At 61.6% G+C, this 16,231-nt stretch carries 16 protein-coding genes; 12 read left to right on the forward strand and 4 right to left on the reverse strand.

Going from position 1 to position 16,231, the window contains the following annotated elements; all coding sequences use genetic code 11:
* Position 1: 1 nt before the first annotated feature.
* A complete protein-coding gene (acs, locus tag AABA34_RS14155) occupies positions 2 to 1,933 on the reverse strand; it encodes an acetate--CoA ligase (protein ID WP_338303135.1) in 1,932 nt (643 codons plus the stop codon).
* 149 nt (positions 1,934 to 2,082) lie between these two features.
* Between acs and AABA34_RS14160 the strand changes: the two genes are divergently transcribed.
* Positions 2,083 to 3,471 carry a DcaP family trimeric outer membrane transporter gene (locus AABA34_RS14160; RefSeq protein WP_338303136.1) on the forward strand — a complete coding sequence of 463 codons (1,389 nt, stop codon included), beginning with the start codon at positions 2,083 to 2,085 and terminating at the stop codon, positions 3,469 to 3,471.
* A gap of 107 nt (positions 3,472 to 3,578) precedes the next feature.
* On the opposite strand, the gene AABA34_RS14165 is transcribed toward AABA34_RS14160, so the two are convergent.
* Positions 3,579 to 4,250 (reverse strand): OmpW/AlkL family protein, encoded by a 672-nt coding sequence (locus tag AABA34_RS14165; RefSeq protein ID WP_252258435.1) that lies wholly within the window; start codon positions 4,248 to 4,250, stop codon positions 3,579 to 3,581.
* 121 nt (positions 4,251 to 4,371) lie between these two features.
* On the opposite strand from AABA34_RS14165, the gene AABA34_RS14170 reads away from it, so the two are divergent.
* The 11 genes from AABA34_RS14170 to hemN all read left to right on the forward strand — a co-directional run bounded on the left by AABA34_RS14170 (position 4,372) and on the right by hemN (position 14,697).
* Positions 4,372 to 5,163 (forward strand): Crp/Fnr family transcriptional regulator, encoded by a 792-nt coding sequence (locus AABA34_RS14170; protein ID WP_338303137.1) that lies wholly within the window; start codon positions 4,372 to 4,374, stop codon positions 5,161 to 5,163.
* A 99-nt stretch (positions 5,164 to 5,262) separates the two neighbouring features.
* Positions 5,263 to 6,930, forward strand: coding sequence for a cytochrome-c oxidase, cbb3-type subunit I (ccoN, locus tag AABA34_RS14175; protein WP_338303138.1), 1,668 nt, complete (start codon positions 5,263 to 5,265; stop codon positions 6,928 to 6,930).
* A gap of 12 nt (positions 6,931 to 6,942) precedes the next feature.
* Entirely contained in the window at positions 6,943 to 7,710 is a 768-nt protein-coding gene (ccoO, locus tag AABA34_RS14180; RefSeq protein WP_034955149.1) for a cytochrome-c oxidase, cbb3-type subunit II, read from the forward strand.
* Positions 7,707 to 7,868, forward strand: coding sequence for a CcoQ/FixQ family Cbb3-type cytochrome c oxidase assembly chaperone (locus AABA34_RS14185; RefSeq protein ID WP_034955150.1), 162 nt, complete (start codon positions 7,707 to 7,709; stop codon positions 7,866 to 7,868). Before ccoO ends, AABA34_RS14185 begins: the two co-directional genes overlap by 4 nt.
* A complete protein-coding gene (ccoP, locus tag AABA34_RS14190; RefSeq protein WP_338303139.1) occupies positions 7,861 to 8,814 on the forward strand; it encodes a cytochrome-c oxidase, cbb3-type subunit III in 954 nt (317 codons plus the stop codon). The genes AABA34_RS14185 and ccoP overlap by 8 nt, the downstream gene beginning before the upstream one ends.
* Complete coding sequence (ccoG, locus tag AABA34_RS14195) at positions 8,801 to 10,378, forward strand: cytochrome c oxidase accessory protein CcoG (protein ID WP_338303140.1); 1,578 nt, start codon at positions 8,801 to 8,803, stop codon at positions 10,376 to 10,378. Before ccoP ends, ccoG begins: the two co-directional genes overlap by 14 nt.
* A complete protein-coding gene (locus AABA34_RS14200; RefSeq protein WP_338303141.1) occupies positions 10,378 to 10,839 on the forward strand; it encodes a FixH family protein in 462 nt (153 codons plus the stop codon). The genes ccoG and AABA34_RS14200 overlap by 1 nt, the downstream gene beginning before the upstream one ends.
* A gap of 2 nt (positions 10,840 to 10,841) precedes the next feature.
* Positions 10,842 to 12,974 (forward strand): heavy metal translocating P-type ATPase, encoded by a 2,133-nt coding sequence (locus AABA34_RS14205; protein ID WP_445083783.1) that lies wholly within the window; start codon positions 10,842 to 10,844, stop codon positions 12,972 to 12,974.
* Positions 12,971 to 13,123, forward strand: a complete 153-nt coding sequence (gene ccoS, locus AABA34_RS14210) for a cbb3-type cytochrome oxidase assembly protein CcoS (protein WP_034955154.1) — start codon at positions 12,971 to 12,973, stop codon at positions 13,121 to 13,123. Before AABA34_RS14205 ends, ccoS begins: the two co-directional genes overlap by 4 nt.
* Positions 13,120 to 13,341: a hypothetical protein gene (locus AABA34_RS14215; RefSeq protein ID WP_338303144.1), complete on the forward strand. Its 222-nt coding sequence runs from the start codon at positions 13,120 to 13,122 to the stop codon at positions 13,339 to 13,341. The genes ccoS and AABA34_RS14215 overlap by 4 nt, the downstream gene beginning before the upstream one ends.
* A gap of 45 nt (positions 13,342 to 13,386) precedes the next feature.
* On the forward strand, positions 13,387 to 14,697 hold the full coding sequence (hemN, locus tag AABA34_RS14220; RefSeq protein ID WP_338303145.1) for an oxygen-independent coproporphyrinogen III oxidase: 1,311 nt from the start codon (positions 13,387 to 13,389) through the stop codon (positions 14,695 to 14,697).
* On the opposite strand, the gene AABA34_RS14225 is transcribed toward hemN, so the two are convergent.
* Complete coding sequence (locus tag AABA34_RS14225) at positions 14,681 to 15,277, reverse strand: nucleotidyltransferase family protein (protein ID WP_338303146.1); 597 nt, start codon at positions 15,275 to 15,277, stop codon at positions 14,681 to 14,683. The two genes, hemN and AABA34_RS14225, sit on opposite strands and share 17 nt — an antisense overlap.
* A complete protein-coding gene (locus tag AABA34_RS14230) occupies positions 15,270 to 16,217 on the reverse strand; it encodes an XdhC family protein (protein WP_338303147.1) in 948 nt (315 codons plus the stop codon). The genes AABA34_RS14225 and AABA34_RS14230 overlap by 8 nt, the downstream gene beginning before the upstream one ends.
* Positions 16,218 to 16,231 lie beyond the last annotated feature (14 nt).

A 16,231-nucleotide genomic window follows, 5' to 3' on the forward strand; every position in this document is an offset into this window, starting at 1 on the left:
CTCAGCGGTTCTGCCTGCCCTCGATCAGCCGATCGACCAGCGACGGATCGGCCAGCGTCGAAGTGTCACCAAGTGAGCCGTAATCGTTTTCGGCAACCTTGCGCAGGATGCGGCGCATGATCTTGCCCGATCGGGTCTTGGGCAGGCCGTCGGTAAACTGGATGTGATCCGGCGTTGCGATCGGGCCGATTTCCTGCCGCACCCATGCGCGCAATTCCTTGAACAGCTCGTCAGAGCCTTCCTCGCCTGCGTTGAGAGTGACGTAGCAGTAGATCCCCTGCCCCTTGATATCGTGCGGATAGCCGACCACTGCGGCTTCGGCGACCTTGGCATGCAGCACCAGAGCGCTTTCCACCTCGGCGGTACCCATTCGGTGGCCGGAGACGTTGATCACGTCGTCCACGCGGCCGGTGATCCAGTAGTACCCGTCCTCGTCACGCTTGCACCCGTCACCGGTGAAGTATTTGCCCTTGTAGGTAGAGAAATAGGTCTGCTGGAACCGTTCATGGTCGCCATAGACGCTGCGCGCCTGGCCGGGCCAGCTACCGACGAGGCAGAGGTTGCCCTCGGCTGCGCCCTCAAGCACGCCCCCCTCATTGTCGACCAGCTGCGGCTTGACCCCGAAGAAAGGAAGGCCCGCGCTGCCGGGCTTCATGTCGTGCGCGGCGGGCAGGGTCGTGATCATGCAACCGCCGGTTTCAGTCTGCCACCAGGTGTCGATGATCGGGCAGCGACCCTCGCCCACGACATCGAAGTACCAGCGCCATGCCTCGGGATTGATTGGTTCACCAACGGACCCGAGCAGTCTCAGGCTGCTGCGGCTGCGGCTGGTGACGAAATCATTGCCTTCGCGCATCAACGCCCGGATCGCGGTGGGCGCGGTGTAAAGGATATTGACCTGGTGCTTGTCCACCACGTCCCAGAACCGCCCGTGATCGGGGTAGTTGGGCACGCCTTCGAACACCACCTGCGTCGCCCCGTTCATCAGCGGGCCGTAGACGATGTAGCTGTGGCCAGTGACCCAGCCGATGTCGGCGGTGCACCAGAACACCTCACCCGGCTGATAGTCGAAAATGTAGTTGAAAGTCGTCGCGGTCCACACGCCATAGCCACCGGTGGTGTGCAGCACACCCTTGGGCTTGCCGGTGGAACCGGAGGTGTAGAGGATGAACAGCGGGTCTTCCGCATTCATTTCCTCGCACGGAACATCCGCGTCTGAAGCCACATCGTGGTACCAGTGGTCGCGACCTTCCTCCATCGCGATCTCGGCACCGGTGTGGCGCACCACGAGCACCCCGTCGAGCGGCGTTTCATGATCGGGCTCCGCCAGTGCGGCGTCGACATTGGCCTTGAGCGGGACCCGCTTGGATCCACGCAGACCTTCGTCGGCGGTGACGACAAACCGGCTTCCGCAATCCTCGATCCGTCCGGCCAAGGCTTCCGGAGAGAAGCCGCCGAAGACAACCGAATGGATCGCCCCGATCCGGGCGCAAGCGAGCATCGCCAGCAGACCCTCGACGATCATCGGCATGTAGATCGTGACGCGGTCACCCTTCGTTACACCCATCGCTTTGAGCGCATTGGCCATGCGGATGACTTCGCCGTGCAATTCGCGATAGGTCAGCGTTCGGCCCGGGGTCGCAGGATCATCGGGTTCGAAAATGATCGCGGTCTGATCACCGCGAGTTTCGAGCTGGCGATCCACCGCGTTGTAGCAGAGGTTCAACGTCCCGTCGGCAAACCAGCTGATCTGCGCCGGATCGAAAGACCATTCTCCGCCCTTGGTCGGCGACTTGATCCAGTCGAGTCGCTGTGCCTGGCCAAGCCAGAAAGCATCCGGGTCTTCGACGGACGCCTTGTACATCTCCTGATACTGCTCGACGACGCAATGCGTGGCGTAGTCGGCTTGCGGACGTTGAACGGCTTCGATCACAGCGAGTCTCCTCTTTTGTGAATCCACCATACTCCCTGCTCCCATCTCTTTCGTCTCAGACAATGGTCTTACGACTATCCGCTAGCTGTGCGGCGATGCAAGCACGCGGCAGACCTGCTGGCCATAAATAACGGACGGGAGGGAATTCCATGGGACTGAAAGGACTGCGCGGGTCGCTGCGCATGGCTTTACTTGGCGCAACGTGCCTCACGGCTTCGCCGGTTCTGGCGCAAGAGCAATCGGTGGAGGACCGACTCGACCGGCTCGAAGCCATGGTTGCCGGCCTGATCGAACGGCTCGACGCGCAGCAGGGTGCAAGCGAACAGCAACAGGCTGACTTGCGTGAACAAGGTGCCGCATTGCTCGAAGCCACGCAGGCGCTGCAGACCCGCCAGGCAGAACTTGCAGAACAGATTGCCGAACCACGCGGTCAGGAAGACAAGGGCTTCCGGGTCGGAAACACCACCGTCGCCTACGCCGGATATGTGAAACTGGATGCGATCAGCCAGCGCACAAGCGGTGGGCAATTGCCAGGCAATTCCATCCTGCGCGATTTCCTCATCCCTGCGGCGATCCCTGTTGGCGGAGCATCATCGGGCTTTGATACCGAGTTCAGCGCGCGCCAGACGCGATTCATCCTGAAGACGGCAACCGATGTCGGTTCAGAGCACAAGCTCAATTCGCATATCGAGCTGGACTTCAACGTGACAGACGGTGGTGACGAGCGAATTTCCAACAGTTTCACCCCGCGTCTTCGCCAAGCATTCATCACATATGACAACTGGCTGTTCGGGCAATCGTGGTCGACTTTCCAGAATGTCGGTGCGCTGCCCGACAGCCTTGATTTCATCGGGGTCACTCCCGGCACTGTTTTCGATCGTCAGCCGCAGATCCGCTGGACCAAGGGCGGGCTACAATTGGCGGCGGAGCAGCCAGAAACCGCCGTTACCACGAGCACCGGGGCCCGTGTCCTAGCCGGGGACGATCAACTGCCCGATTTCGTGGCGCGCTATAACTGGAGCGGCGACTGGGGTTCGATCTCGACCGCTGGTATCCTGCGCCAGTTGCACGTCTCAAAGGATGACCTGAACGGGGTCGACGATTCCGCAATGGCCTATGGCCTCAGCGTTTCGGGCAAGATCAACGTCGGGGAGCGGGACGATTTCCGCTTCATGGCTACCGCAGGCGACGGATTGGGGCGATACATTGGCCTCAACATCGTCAACGACGCTGCAATCGATGCCAACGGCATGCTCGATCCGATCTTCACCTATTCAGGTTTCGCCGCCTATCGCCATTACTGGTCGGACAAGGTCAGGTCGACGATCGCCGGTTCCTACTTCAAGGCGGACAATCCTGTTCTGTTGACCAGCGATCAGGTGACCGACGAGAGCTGGAACGCGCTTGCCAACATCATCTGGAACCCTGTCAGCCCGCTCGATATCGGTATCGAGCTGATGTACGCGGAGCGCATTCTCGAAGACGGCCGCAGCGGCAATCTGCAGCGCATCCAGTTTTCGACCCGCTACAACTTCTGATCAGCATCCCCCCGGAGCGGAACCACCTCTCTCACCCGCTCCGCAAACAACGCGGCCCCGCAAGCGATGTGCTTGCGGGGCCGTTTTGTTTCTGCCTTGAAGCAGGATCAGAAGCGGTAGCTTACGCCTGCACTGACGACCCAGGGGTCAAGGTTGTGCTCGGTCTCGATGGCCAGAGTGTTGCCGGCAAACCAGCGTGCAGTGGTGCCGATGAAATAGCGCTTGGCATCAAGGGTGATGCCAAACCCGTCATCGCCGACCGGCACATCAACACCAGCCTGAAGGACAAATCCGAATTCATCCGAAAGATCGGTATCGGTTACACCCAAAGGCAGGGTTGCAGCGCCCGGCTTGTCGCTAAGCCAGATGAAATAGGCACCGCCTGCACCGACGTAGGGTTTCACACCGCCAGCATCGAAGTGGAGCTTCGCGGTTACCGTCGCGGGCAGCAACAAGGCATCCGAAACCAGTTCGGCGCCGACGGGCAGGCCCGATACGGCATCGACATCATGCTGGGTGGTCCCGGCAATGGTTTCGATCGAAAAATTGTTGGTGAAGAAGTATTCAACCGCAATGGTCGGGACATAATTGTCGCTGGCTGCCGTATCAGTGCCAGCCGGCAGGCCGACCAGATCGACATTCACGCTATCAATCTCACCATCGGGCAGAACGCCGGTCATTACGACTTTGACCTGCACGTCTCCGGCACGATCCTGAGCCGCTGCGGGCGAAGCTGCCAGCGCGATCCCTGCGCAGGCTGAGGCGATAATATACTTCATAGTTCCTTCCTCTAACAGCAGCAGTGGCCGCCCTCCGCGACCCAGGGTTTTTGCTGCCTGTGGTGGCGCAATTGGCTGAAGATTCGCCGCTCTTCATTGATCGACATCAAAATGCCGCATCTTGATTCTGATCAAAGACGATGCCGGTCAGACGATGCATTCGGTCACCATTATGGCGACCGTCACGATCACTCCTGAACAGGCCAGCATGGATGCGTTCCGCGATACGCTTGTGCGGGATGCCGGTTCGGATACGATTGCGGACAAGCTGTGCGCGGTCGGCGAATATCAGCAGATTGCACGGGGCGGGGAACTGCCGGTAGACCCGGACGAAGACCGGTTGGTATTCATCGCTTCGGGATCGGCAAAGCTATTCGCATCGTCTCCCGCGAGGGGTGCCAGCGGCGATGAAGCCGAGAATCCTACGCTGAGCACGCAGGTGCTGGCATTCCATTTTCCGGGCGACATCGTTTCGGTCCTGCGTCAGGCGGACGGGGATTTCCGGCTTGCTGCGCTCAGCGATCTGGAAGTCGTGATCTTCAGAGCGGACCAGTTTCTGGATGTCGCGCAAAACGATCCTGCGGTTATCCGCACTGTACTCGCCCGATCGCTGCAGGCGCTGCATCGCAGCCGCACGCGCATGATGCAGATGGGTCACAAATCCGCGCGCCAGCGGATTGCGGACTTCCTAGTGTCGATTGCTGAACGGATTTGCGGGCGCACCAGTGGCGAATGCGAATTCAACCTGCCTATGAGCCGCCGCGATATCGGCGACAGTCTGGGCCTGACGATCGAGACTGTCAGCAGGCAATTCGCCGATCTCAAGGCCGAAGGGCTGATTGAGACGAACGGACGATCAGGCATCCGCCTGTGCAACCTTGACGCCCTCGCCTCGCGCGGAGGGTGTCAATAGATTTGGACACTCATTTCCAAATTTGACCTAAATCAATTACAAGGAACTGCCTGATCGCAAAGGGATGGGACACGCGATCAGAACAAAGGGATCGAAATCATGGAATCAGTACTCGGAAGGTTCGGGGCCTGGGCCCTTGTCCTGTGTGCAGCGATAGCCGCTATCGCTGGCGCGCAGGATAGCGGCTTTGCCATTCACATGGGGATTGTGGCGCTGGTTGCCGCGATCCTGATGGTTGCCACTCTCACCAGCTTTGACCCGATGGCCAAGGCGCAAAGCATCTTCAAGATGCCGACAGACCCGTCCCACTATGACGATGATGTGGTGCGCTGGGGTGTGATCGCGACGATGTTCTGGGGTCTGGCAGGGTTGCTCGCAGGCGTGTTCATCGCCGCACAGCTGGCCTTCCCGGTCTTGAACCTCGAACCCTGGCTGAACTTCGGCCGGCTGCGCCCGCTGCACACTTCGGCGGTGATCTTCGCATTCGGCGGCAACGCCCTGATCGCGACGAGCTTTTACGTAGTGCAGCGCACTTGCCGCACGCAGCTCGCCCTGCCCGGCCTCGCCCGCTTCGTGTTCTGGGGCTACCAGCTGTTCATCGTGCTGGCGGCGACCGGCTACCTTCTGGGCGTCACCCAATCGAAGGAATATGCCGAGCCTGAATGGTACGTCGACCTGTGGCTGACCATCGTCTGGGTCGCCTACCTCGTCGTGTTCGTGGGCACGCTGCTCAAGCGGCATGAACCGCATATCTACGTTGCCAACTGGTTCTTCCTCGCCTTCATCGTCACTGTCGCGATGCTGCATGTTGTCAACAATCTGGCGATGCCTGTCAGCCTGCTCGGATCGCGCAGCTACAGTGCCTTTGCGGGTGTCCAGGACGCGCTGACCCAGTGGTGGTACGGCCACAATGCGGTGGGCTTCTTCCTTACCGCCGGCTTCCTCGCGATGATGTATTACTTCGTGCCGAAGCAGGCCAATCGCCCGGTCTATTCGTATCGCCTGTCGATCATCCACTTCTGGTCGCTGATCTTCCTCTACATCTGGGCAGGTCCGCACCACCTCCACTACACCGCGCTGCCCGACTGGGCGCAGACGCTGGGCATGGTTTTCTCGATCATGCTGTGGATGCCCAGCTGGGGTGGCATGATCAACGGTCTGATGACGCTCAACGGCGCATGGGACAAGATCCGCACCGATCCGATCATCCGCATGATGGTGATGGCGCTGGCTTTCTACGGCATGAGCACCTTCGAAGGTCCGATGCTGTCGATCAAGGCCGTGAACAGCCTGTCGCACTACACCGACTGGACCATCGGCCACGTCCACTCCGGCGCGCTGGGATGGAACGGCATGATCACCTTCGCCTGCGTCTACTTCCTGGTGCCGCGTTTGTGGAACAAGGAGCGTCTGTATTCGCTGCGCATGATCAACTGGCACTTCTGGCTCGCCACTCTCGGCATCGTTTTCTACGCCGCGAGCATGTGGGTCGCCGGGATCACGCAGGGCCTGATGTGGCGTGAATACGGCTCGGACGGGTATCTGGTGAACAGCTTCATCGACACCGTCTCCGCGCTGCACCCGATGTACCTGATGCGTGCCTTTGGTGGCCTGCTCTACCTCTCGGGCGCTATCCTGATGGTCTACAACATCTGGATGACGATCGCTGGCTACCAGCGTGAAGAAGCCCCGATGGATGACACGCCGCACAACGAAGCCGCCGATCGTCCGATCGTCCAGCAACCTCAAGCCCAACCGGCAGAATAAGGAGCCACGAAGATGAGCACCAACTCACCCAATCAGGGCGCCTTTGAGGGCCACAAGAAGCTTGAGAAGAACATCACCCTGCTCGCTGCGGCAACATTCGTGACTGTCGCTATCGGCGGGATCGTGGAAATCGCTCCCTTGTTCTGGATCGACAACACGATCGAAAAGGTAGAGGGCATGCGACCCTATACCCCGCTCGAACAGGCCGGCCGCGACATCTACATCCGCGAAGGATGCTATGTCTGTCACAGCCAGATGATCCGCCCGTTCCGCGACGAGGTTGAACGCTACGGCCATTACAGCCTCGCAGCGGAATCGATGTACGATCACCCGTTCCAATGGGGCTCGAAACGCACCGGGCCGGATCTGGCGCGCGTTGGCGGGCGCTATTCGGATGAATGGCATGTCCAGCACCTCAAGGACCCGCAAAGCGTGGTGCCCGAAAGCATCATGCCGGGATACAGCTTCCTTGCGGAAACCCCGCTGAAGGTCGCGGACATTTCGGCCAACCTGACGGCGCTGAGCCGGGTCGGCGTGCCTTACAGCCAGATCGACATCGACATGGCCGAAAACGACATGTTCGCTCAGGCCGATCCCAATCTCGATCCGGGCGACCTGGAGGAACGCTATCCCAAGGCGCAGGTGCGCGATTACGACGGCAATCCCGATCAGGTCACCGAAATGGACGCGCTGATCGCCTATCTCCAGATGCTCGGCACTCTGGTCGATGTCGACAGCGCCGCCGCGCAGGCCGAGCTGGCAGAGGAGAAGGGCCGATGAGCTTCTACGAAACTCTGCGTCATTTCGCCGACAGCTACGGCCTGGCGATGATGTTCGCGCTCTATCTGCTGCTGTGCGGATGGCATTTCCTGCCGCGCTCACGCGAAGGCGTTGAGCAAGCCAAGAACTCGATTTTCAAGGAAGACGATCATGTCTGACCAAAAGCGTATCGACGAACCGACCGGCACCGAATTTGTCGGCCATGAATGGGACGGGATCGAGGAACTGAACACCCCGCTGCCGCGCTGGTGGCTGTGGACCTTCTACGCGACGATCCTGTTCAGCATTGTCTATGTGGTGCTGTATCCCGCATGGCCGATGGTCGAAAAGGCTACGGCTGGCACGCTTGGCTGGTCTTCGCGCGGAGTGCTGGCCGAAGAAATGCGCACGGCAGAGGCATCGCGCACCGAAATCTTCGAACGCATTGCCGCAACCGACATGGAACAGCTTGCTGCTGATCCAGAGCTGATGAGCCAGGCCATTTCAGGCGGCGCTGCGGCCTTCAAGCAGCACTGCGTCCAGTGCCACGGACAAGGCGCCGCAGGGTATGAACAATACGGCTACCCCAACCTCAACGATGACGACTGGATCTGGGGCGGCGATCTGAACGAGATCGAATACACCCTGACTCACGGCATCCGTTGGGACGGCTCGGACCAGACCCGCATCACCTTCATGCCTGCATTCGCCGGTATCTTCGACGCAGGCCAGGTCAACTCGCTGGTCTCGCATGTCCGTTCGCTCAGCGGCGAAGGGGCTGGCAGCGCGGCAGGCGCCCAATTGTTCGCTGACAATTGTGCCGCATGCCACGGCCCGCAAGGCGCCGGTGACCGTACGCAGGGTGCACCCGCACTCAACGACGCGATCTGGCTCTACGGCAATTCCGAAGCCAATATCCGTCGGCAAATCCTGAGCCCCCGCCATGGCGTCATGCCGGGCTGGAGCGACAAGCTTGATCCGGTGACGATCAAGATGCTCGCCGCCTATGTCCACTCGCGTGGCGGTGGCGAGGATTTCGAGGCGGAAACGCCGGTGGCGGAGCCTGAAACTCCGTCGGATGATGTCGCTCAGGCGCAGGAAGACAAGGGCAATGGCCGACTCTGACGAAATCGAGAAATCCCGCGACTGGCAGGGAGCTCTCAACCGAACCGGAGTGACTGAAGCTGAAGCGTCGGACGGCATCCTCTCGCCGTCCGACCGTCAGCCAAAGCCCAAGCCCGTCCTGTCGGGCGGCCCGGGTGGATCGACGCTGCTCTATGAAAAGCGCAAGGCCGTCCATAACAAGCGGATCGACGGCCCGTTCCGCCGCTTCAAATGGCTGGTCATGGTCGTCACGCTGGCGATCTATTACGTGACCCCGTGGATCCGCTGGGATCGCGGCCCCTACGCCCCTGATCAGGCGGTGCTGGTGGATCTCGCCAACCGCCGTTTCTACATGTTCGATATCGAGATCTGGCCGCACGAATTCTATTTCGTCGCCGGCATGCTCATCATGGCCGGGATCGGCCTGTTTCTGGTGACCAGCGCCGTGGGCCGCGCATGGTGCGGCTATGCCTGCCCGCAAACGGTCTGGACCGATGTGTTCCAGCATGTTGACCGGTTCTTCGACGGTGATCGTAATGCGCGCATGCGGCTGGACAAGGCACCCTGGGGGCCTGCCAAGATCGCGCGCCGGGGCAGCAAATGGACTGTCTATCTGCTGATCAGCATGCTGACCGGCGGCGCATGGATCCTCTATTTTGCCGATGCGCCCACGCTGTTCCGGGACTTCTTCACCGGAGAGGCCGCGCCCGTCGCTTACATGACCGTGGCCGTCCTGACCGGCACGACTTTCTGGCTGGGAGGCTTCATGCGCGAACAGGTGTGCATTTACATGTGCCCGTGGCCGCGTATCCAGGCGGCGATGCTCGACGAAAAGTCGCTGATCGTCACTTACAAGGACTGGCGCGGCGAACAGCGCGGCAGCCTCAAGAGAGCGCAGAAGGAGCCGGAGAAATACGGCGACTGCATCGATTGCCGCGAATGCGTGGCGGTGTGCCCCACCGGGATCGACATCCGCGAAGGTCAGCAGATCGGCTGCATCACCTGTGCACTGTGCATCGATGCGTGTGACCGGGTGATGAAGGACATCGGCCGCCCTCGCGGGCTGATCGATTATGCGACGCTTGAACAATGCGAAGCGGAGGCTGCCGGTGCCGCGCCAAAGCCGGCTTGGAAGGCGCTGCTGCGTCCGCGCACCTTCATCTACACCGGGATCTGGGCCAGCATCGGCCTCGCCATGCTGTTTGCGCTGGGTACACGGACCCACACCGACCTGACGGTTTCGCCCGATCGCAACCCGCCCTACATGCTGCTTAAAGACGGCGCGGTTCGCAACGCCTACACGCTGCGCCTGCGCAATATGGAAGCACGGCCCCGCGACATGGAAGTGGCGCTGGTCGGACTGCCCGAAGGCGCGGTTATGTGGACGGATCGGATCGGCAGCGATGCCGCAGCTCCTATCCAGACCATCAACGTTCCGGCCGATGAAACGCGAGTGGTGCGCGCCTATGTCACCATCCCCGCCGGGACCACTGCCGATCAGTTCATTTTCCAGCTGACTTCGCTTGACGAACAGCGCGAACAGGATCGGGAAGAAACAACCTTTAGCACTCCGGGAGGCAATTGATGGCCGAGACTTCGCGCAAGGGGACCTTCACCGGCCGACACATGGTGGGAATCATGATCGTCGGCTTCGGCATAGTCGTTGCGGTGAATTTTTACATGGCCAGCCTTGCCGTGGGTGGCTTCCACGGGGTGGTGGTCGAAAACTCCTATGTCGCAAGCCAGAAATTCAACGGCTGGATGGAAGATGCGGAGGCCTCGCGCGCACTTGGCTGGGAAGTGCAAGCCAGCCGCGAGGATGCGGGCTTCGTCGTGATCACAACCACGGACGTGCCCGCGGGAGCGGACATCAAGGCCGAACTGCGCCGTCCACTGGGCGATCATGAATTCGCCAGCCTCACCTTCGAAGACCTTGGCAATGGCGTATACCGTTCGAGCCAACCGGTTGACGGGGGACGGTGGACCATGCGGCTGTTCATCGAAGCGGGCGACAAGCACTGGGCCGAGGAAAGCGAGCTCAAGTGAACATCGCGGCCCCCGCCATTACCCATGAAACCGATGGCCCGTTGAAAGGCACGCGCTTCACCGTTCCCGGCATGCGCTGCGCCGGGTGCATCGCCAAGATCGAGCGCGAACTACCCAAGCTCGATGGTGTCGTGGCTGCGCGGGTAAACTTCTCGGCAAAGCGTCTCGCGGTCGAACATGATCCGTCCGTAACGGAAGCGGAACTGACCGACGCGCTGCTCAAACTGGGATTTGAAGCGCAGCCGATCGAGGCCAATCCGCTGGGGGTCGAAACTCAGGAGCGCAAGACGCTGGTGCGCGCGCTGGGGGTTGCGGGCTTCGGCATGATGAACATCATGCTGCTTTCGGTCAGCATCTGGTCGGGCGCGGAAGGGGCCACGCGCGAGCTGTTCCATTGGCTGTCCGCGCTGATCGCGATGCCGGTGATTGCCTATTCGGGCCGCCCGTTCTTCGCGTCTGCGTGGATGGCGCTGAAATACCGCCGCACCAACATGGACGTGCCGATTTCGATCGGGGTGATCCTGGCAACCGCTCTCAGCCTGTACGAAACGATCACCGGCGGCGGTCATGCCTATTTCGAAAGCGCGGTGATGCTGCTGTTCTTCCTGCTTGCGGGACGAGCGCTGGACGCAGAGATGCGCACTCGCACCCGCGCCGGGATCGGTGCGCTGCTGGGCCGGATGGGCAAGAGCGCCAGCGTTATCGGGCCCTACGGCACCACCACCCGCATGGCGGCTGGCGATCTGGAGCCGGGAATGCTGGTTCTGGTCGCAGCCGGAGAAGCGCTGGCCGCTGATGGGGAAGTCGAAGACGGCACCAGCACGATCGACAATTCCATGCTGACAGGGGAAAGCACGCCCGAACCTGTCGGCCCACGCAGCAAGGTGCATGCAGGAGCGATCAATCTCGGCGCTCCATTCCGCATGCGCCTGACCCGCACCGCTGATGACACGGCGCTGGCTGAAATCGCACGGCTGATGGACGAAGCCGGGCAATCGCGCAGCCATTATGTCCGTATCGCCGACCGCGCCAGCCGCGCCTATGCGCCTGCCGTACACACCCTCGCAGCGCTCGCTTTCGTGGGCTGGATGATCGCCGGAGCGGGCTGGCACCAGTCGCTCGTCATCGCGATTGCGGTGCTGATCATCACTTGTCCCTGCGCGATGGGACTTGCCGTGCCGACAGCGCAGGTCGTCGCCTCTGGCGCGCTGCTCAAGCGCGGGCTGCTGGTGAAAGACGGAAGCGCGCTTGAACGGCTTGCCGAAACCGACATTGCGCTGTTCGACAAGACCGGCACGCTTACCCTTGGCGAACCGCGCGCGGATATCTCCGGCCTTGATGCCAAAGCCCGCAGCGTGGCGCTGGGACTGGCACAATCGAGCCGCCACCCGCTCAGCCGCGGTCTGGCGGAAAGCTTGCGCCGCGAAGAGGTAGAGGCAGCCACTATAGAAGGCGTCGAGGAAATCAGCGGCCAGGGATTGTCCGGCACATGGAACGGACTGCGCGTCGCGCTGGAACGGCCCGACAGCCATTCCGCCGATCTGGCGACGAGACTGCGCATCGGCGATGCTGTCGAAACCATCACCTTCAGCGATCCGCTGCGCCCCGATGCGGCAGAGACGATTGCGGCCATGCGCGATCAGGGGATCGAAGCCAGCATCCTTTCCGGCGACCGCAGCGAAGCGGTGGAAGCGGCAGCGCAGACGCTCGGCATGCAGGCCCGCGCTCAAGTCAGCCCGCAGGCAAAGCTTGCCGCGCTTGAGGAATTGCGCAGTTCCGGCAAACGTCCGCTGATGGTCGGCGACGGCCTCAACGATGGCCCCGCCCTCGCCGCTGCCCACGCCTCCATCGCTCCCGGCACCGCCAGCGACGCGAGCCAGCAGGCCGCCGACGCGGTGTTCATCGGTGACAGGTTGATGCCGGTTGCGCTCGCGATCCGCGTCGCCCGGCGCACGATGCAGATCGTCCGCCAGAATTTCGTCTTTGCGATCGGATACAATGTGCTGGCCGTCCCGCTGGCGCTGTTCGGTTATGTCACGCCGCTGATCGCCGCGATCGCCATGTCAGTCAGTTCGCTGGTGGTTGTGGCCAATTCGCTGCGGCTGGCGGGCAGCGCGAAGGAGCCTATTGCATGACCGGCCTCGCATTCCTCATCCCGATTGCCCTGCTGATGGGGGCGGCGGGCCTTGCCGCATTCTTCTGGGCGATGCGCGATGGCCAGTATGAAGACATGGACGGCGCGGCAGCGCGCATCCTGATCGATGACGAGCAGGACGCGTCATGAACATTGCCCCCATTGCCCTGATCGCCCTGATCCCCATGATCACCGGCCCGCTGCCGCAAGAGCCGGACGGGCTGACGGTTTCGCTGTGTGGCGGGGGCGAAATCACCATTTCGCTGGGTGATGAAGCGCCACAGGACAAGCGCGATTGCCATCAACAGGCATGCCACGCAGGGACTTGTCGCGAGAAATCAAAAAGAGCGGACAAACTGCCAAATTGATCTCACTCAAAGACGCGGATGCGGTGGAACGCTCTAAGCGTTCTCATGTGGCCATATCATCCTGACCTGCTCGAAACGCCCGTACCGCGTTACACGAGCTATCCCACCGCTGCCGATTTCGGCCAGCTTCCCGCCGGATCGATAGAGCAGGCGATTGAGCGGAGCACGGGCGATGTCTCGCTCTACCTCCACATCCCGTTCTGCGAGAAGATCTGCTATTATTGCGGCTGCAACACCGGTGCATCGGGAAGGCGTGAGCGGGTGGAAAGCTATCTCACCGCGCTGCACGAGGAAATCGAGGTCGTTGCCAGCCTGCTTCCCGTCAGCGCGCGGGTGCGGCGCATCGCCTTTGGCGGAGGCAGCCCCAACGCGATCGAGCCGCATGAATTCATCGCCATCGTCGATGCGATCAACCACCATTTCCGGCTGCATGACGCCGAATGGTCGATAGAGCTTGATCCGCGCACCATGTCAGCGCGCTGGGCCGGCGCGATTGGCGAGGCTGGCATTACTCGCGCCAGCATGGGGGTGCAGACATTCGCCCCGCATTGCCAGAAAGCGATCGGACGCGAGCAGAGCGACAGCCTGATCTGCCAGAGCACGGACTGGCTGCGATCAGCCGGGGTTACGTCGCTGAATTTCGATCTGATGTACGGCCTGCCGGGACAAACCAGAGGCGATCTCGTCGACAGCATGGAAAAGACCCGCCTGCTTGGCGCAGATCGCGTCGCGGTATTCGGCTATGCCCATGTTCCGCATCTCGTTTCCCGGCAAAAGATGATCGATGCCACCAATCTGCCCGGCCGCGAAGAACGGTTTGCAATGGCCGAGGACGGCTTCCGCTTCTTCACCTGCAATGGCTACCAGGCAGTCGGCTTCGATCACTTCGCGCTGCCCAGCGACTCCATGGCGATCGCCACGCGCGATGGCACGCTGCGGCGCAATTTTCAGGGATTTACCGATGATACCGCCGAAGTTCTTATCGGTCTCGGCTCTTCGTCGATCAGCGGGTTTCCTGATCTGATCGCGCAAAATGAAAAGAAGAATGGCCGTTACCGTGTGCTGTCAGCGCAAGGGAGGCTTTCGGCATCGGTAGGTATCGTGCGCTCAGCCGAAGACCAGATGCGCGGACGCCTGATCGAGGCGCTGCTGTGCAAGGGCAGCGCCAAGCTTTCCCCATGCCTGTTTTCGCAAGTTCAGGACCGGCTCGCCCCCTTCCTCGCACGCGGACTGGCGACACTGGAGGGCATGACGCTTACGATTACGCCTTCGGGCCTGCCCTATGCGCGGGTGATCGCATCGCTGTTCGATCGCTTCCGCGAGACGACCCAGAAGCGCTTTAGCTCGGCGATCTGACACCCGATTCAAGCGCGGCGAGCGTTTCCGGCGTGTCGACATCGACGAGCCATTCCGGGGGGCAAGGACATGTCTCGCCCAGCGCCAGCAGTTCGCGCGCGCCCTTGTCGCCATGCAATTGCGCCAACGCCGGAAAATGATCGCTGCCGAACACCGCGGGCGGCATGCGGGTTTCCCCGATAGCGGAGATGGCGATGCTTGCGGGGCTATCGCAGCATAGGATTAGCGACGAATAGAAAGCTTCAGGCACCATCGGCATATCGGCTAATGCGACCAGCAGCTTGTCGCATTTTGCCTCCATCGCCAGCCGGGCCGCCATCGCCACGGAAGTGCCCATCCCCTGCTGCGCATCGGGATTGACCACGATATCAAACCCGCATTCGCGCCAGACAGGCGCGCAAGGGTGCGCATCGCTCGCACAGATGACGGCGGCCATGCTGAAGTCGCGCCCACGCAAAGTCTGCGCGACGTGTTCGCCCAGCATCCTGCCGTGCAGCCTCGCCGTGAGTTTATCCGTCTCGCCAAAGCGGCGAGACTGCCCGGCAGCGAGGATCGCCACGCCAAGGCGGACTTCAACCATTCGGGTATCCTGCACCTGCCGCGAAATCGGCCTCGTCATAGGCGCGGATCACTTCGGCCAGCGCCGACAGCGCCAGCGTCTGCGGATCGCGGGAGGAATGGAACAGGCCGATGGGCGCACGGATGCTGGCGATCTGTTCGACGGTGGCGCCGCACTTTGCCAAGGCCTCGCACCTTTGCGCATGCGCCTTACGCCCGCCCATTGCCCCGATGTAGAAATGCGGCAATTCCAGCGCGCGCAGCATCAGTTGCGTTTCCCAGTCGTGATCGTGGAACAGGAAAACCGTCGCCGTCCACGGATCGCCGCCCAGCACGTCAGTCTGATTGGCGCGAGCAAGCCGATAGGCCCAGATTCCCTCTGCCGCTAAGCGGTCAATTATCCGCTGATCGGGCGTGAACACCTTGATCCAGCAGCCGAGCGTCCGACCCAGCCGTGCCAGCGCCTCGACGCTGGCGCCGTGTCCGATGATCTGGAGAACCGGAGCGGGCCAATAGCCGAACGTGCCGCTTTCGCCATCGAATGTCGGCGCGCGCCATTTGTCGAGATGGCGGGGCGTGTCACCCAGCGAAATCGAAAAGGGGGCACGCTCGCGGATCGATTTGCGGCATTGCTCCACCAGATCGCCATCGCCGAGCGGCTGGAAATGCACGTCCAGCCCCCCGCCACACGGCAGCTTGATGTCGAGATAGGGCGAGCCTGCGCCAAACCGCACAATACACGGTGCATTGGCCTTCAGGGCTTCCAGTGCTTCGGCAACCACCGCATTCTCGATACACCCGCCCGAAAGCGATCCGGCAAAGCTGCCGTCTTGCGCCACACCCATAATCGTGCCGGGGTTGCGCATCGAAGACCCTTCGACAGCGCAAACGGTGACAAGCACGGCTCGTTCGGCCCGGCTGTGGCAATCATGCAGGAAATCTAGAACGCGGGAGGTGTCCACCCCTGGGCCGCCCT

The organism is Erythrobacter sp. Dej080120_24 (assembly GCF_036322605.1).
GTDB lineage: Bacteria > Pseudomonadota > Alphaproteobacteria > Sphingomonadales > Sphingomonadaceae > Erythrobacter > Erythrobacter aurantius.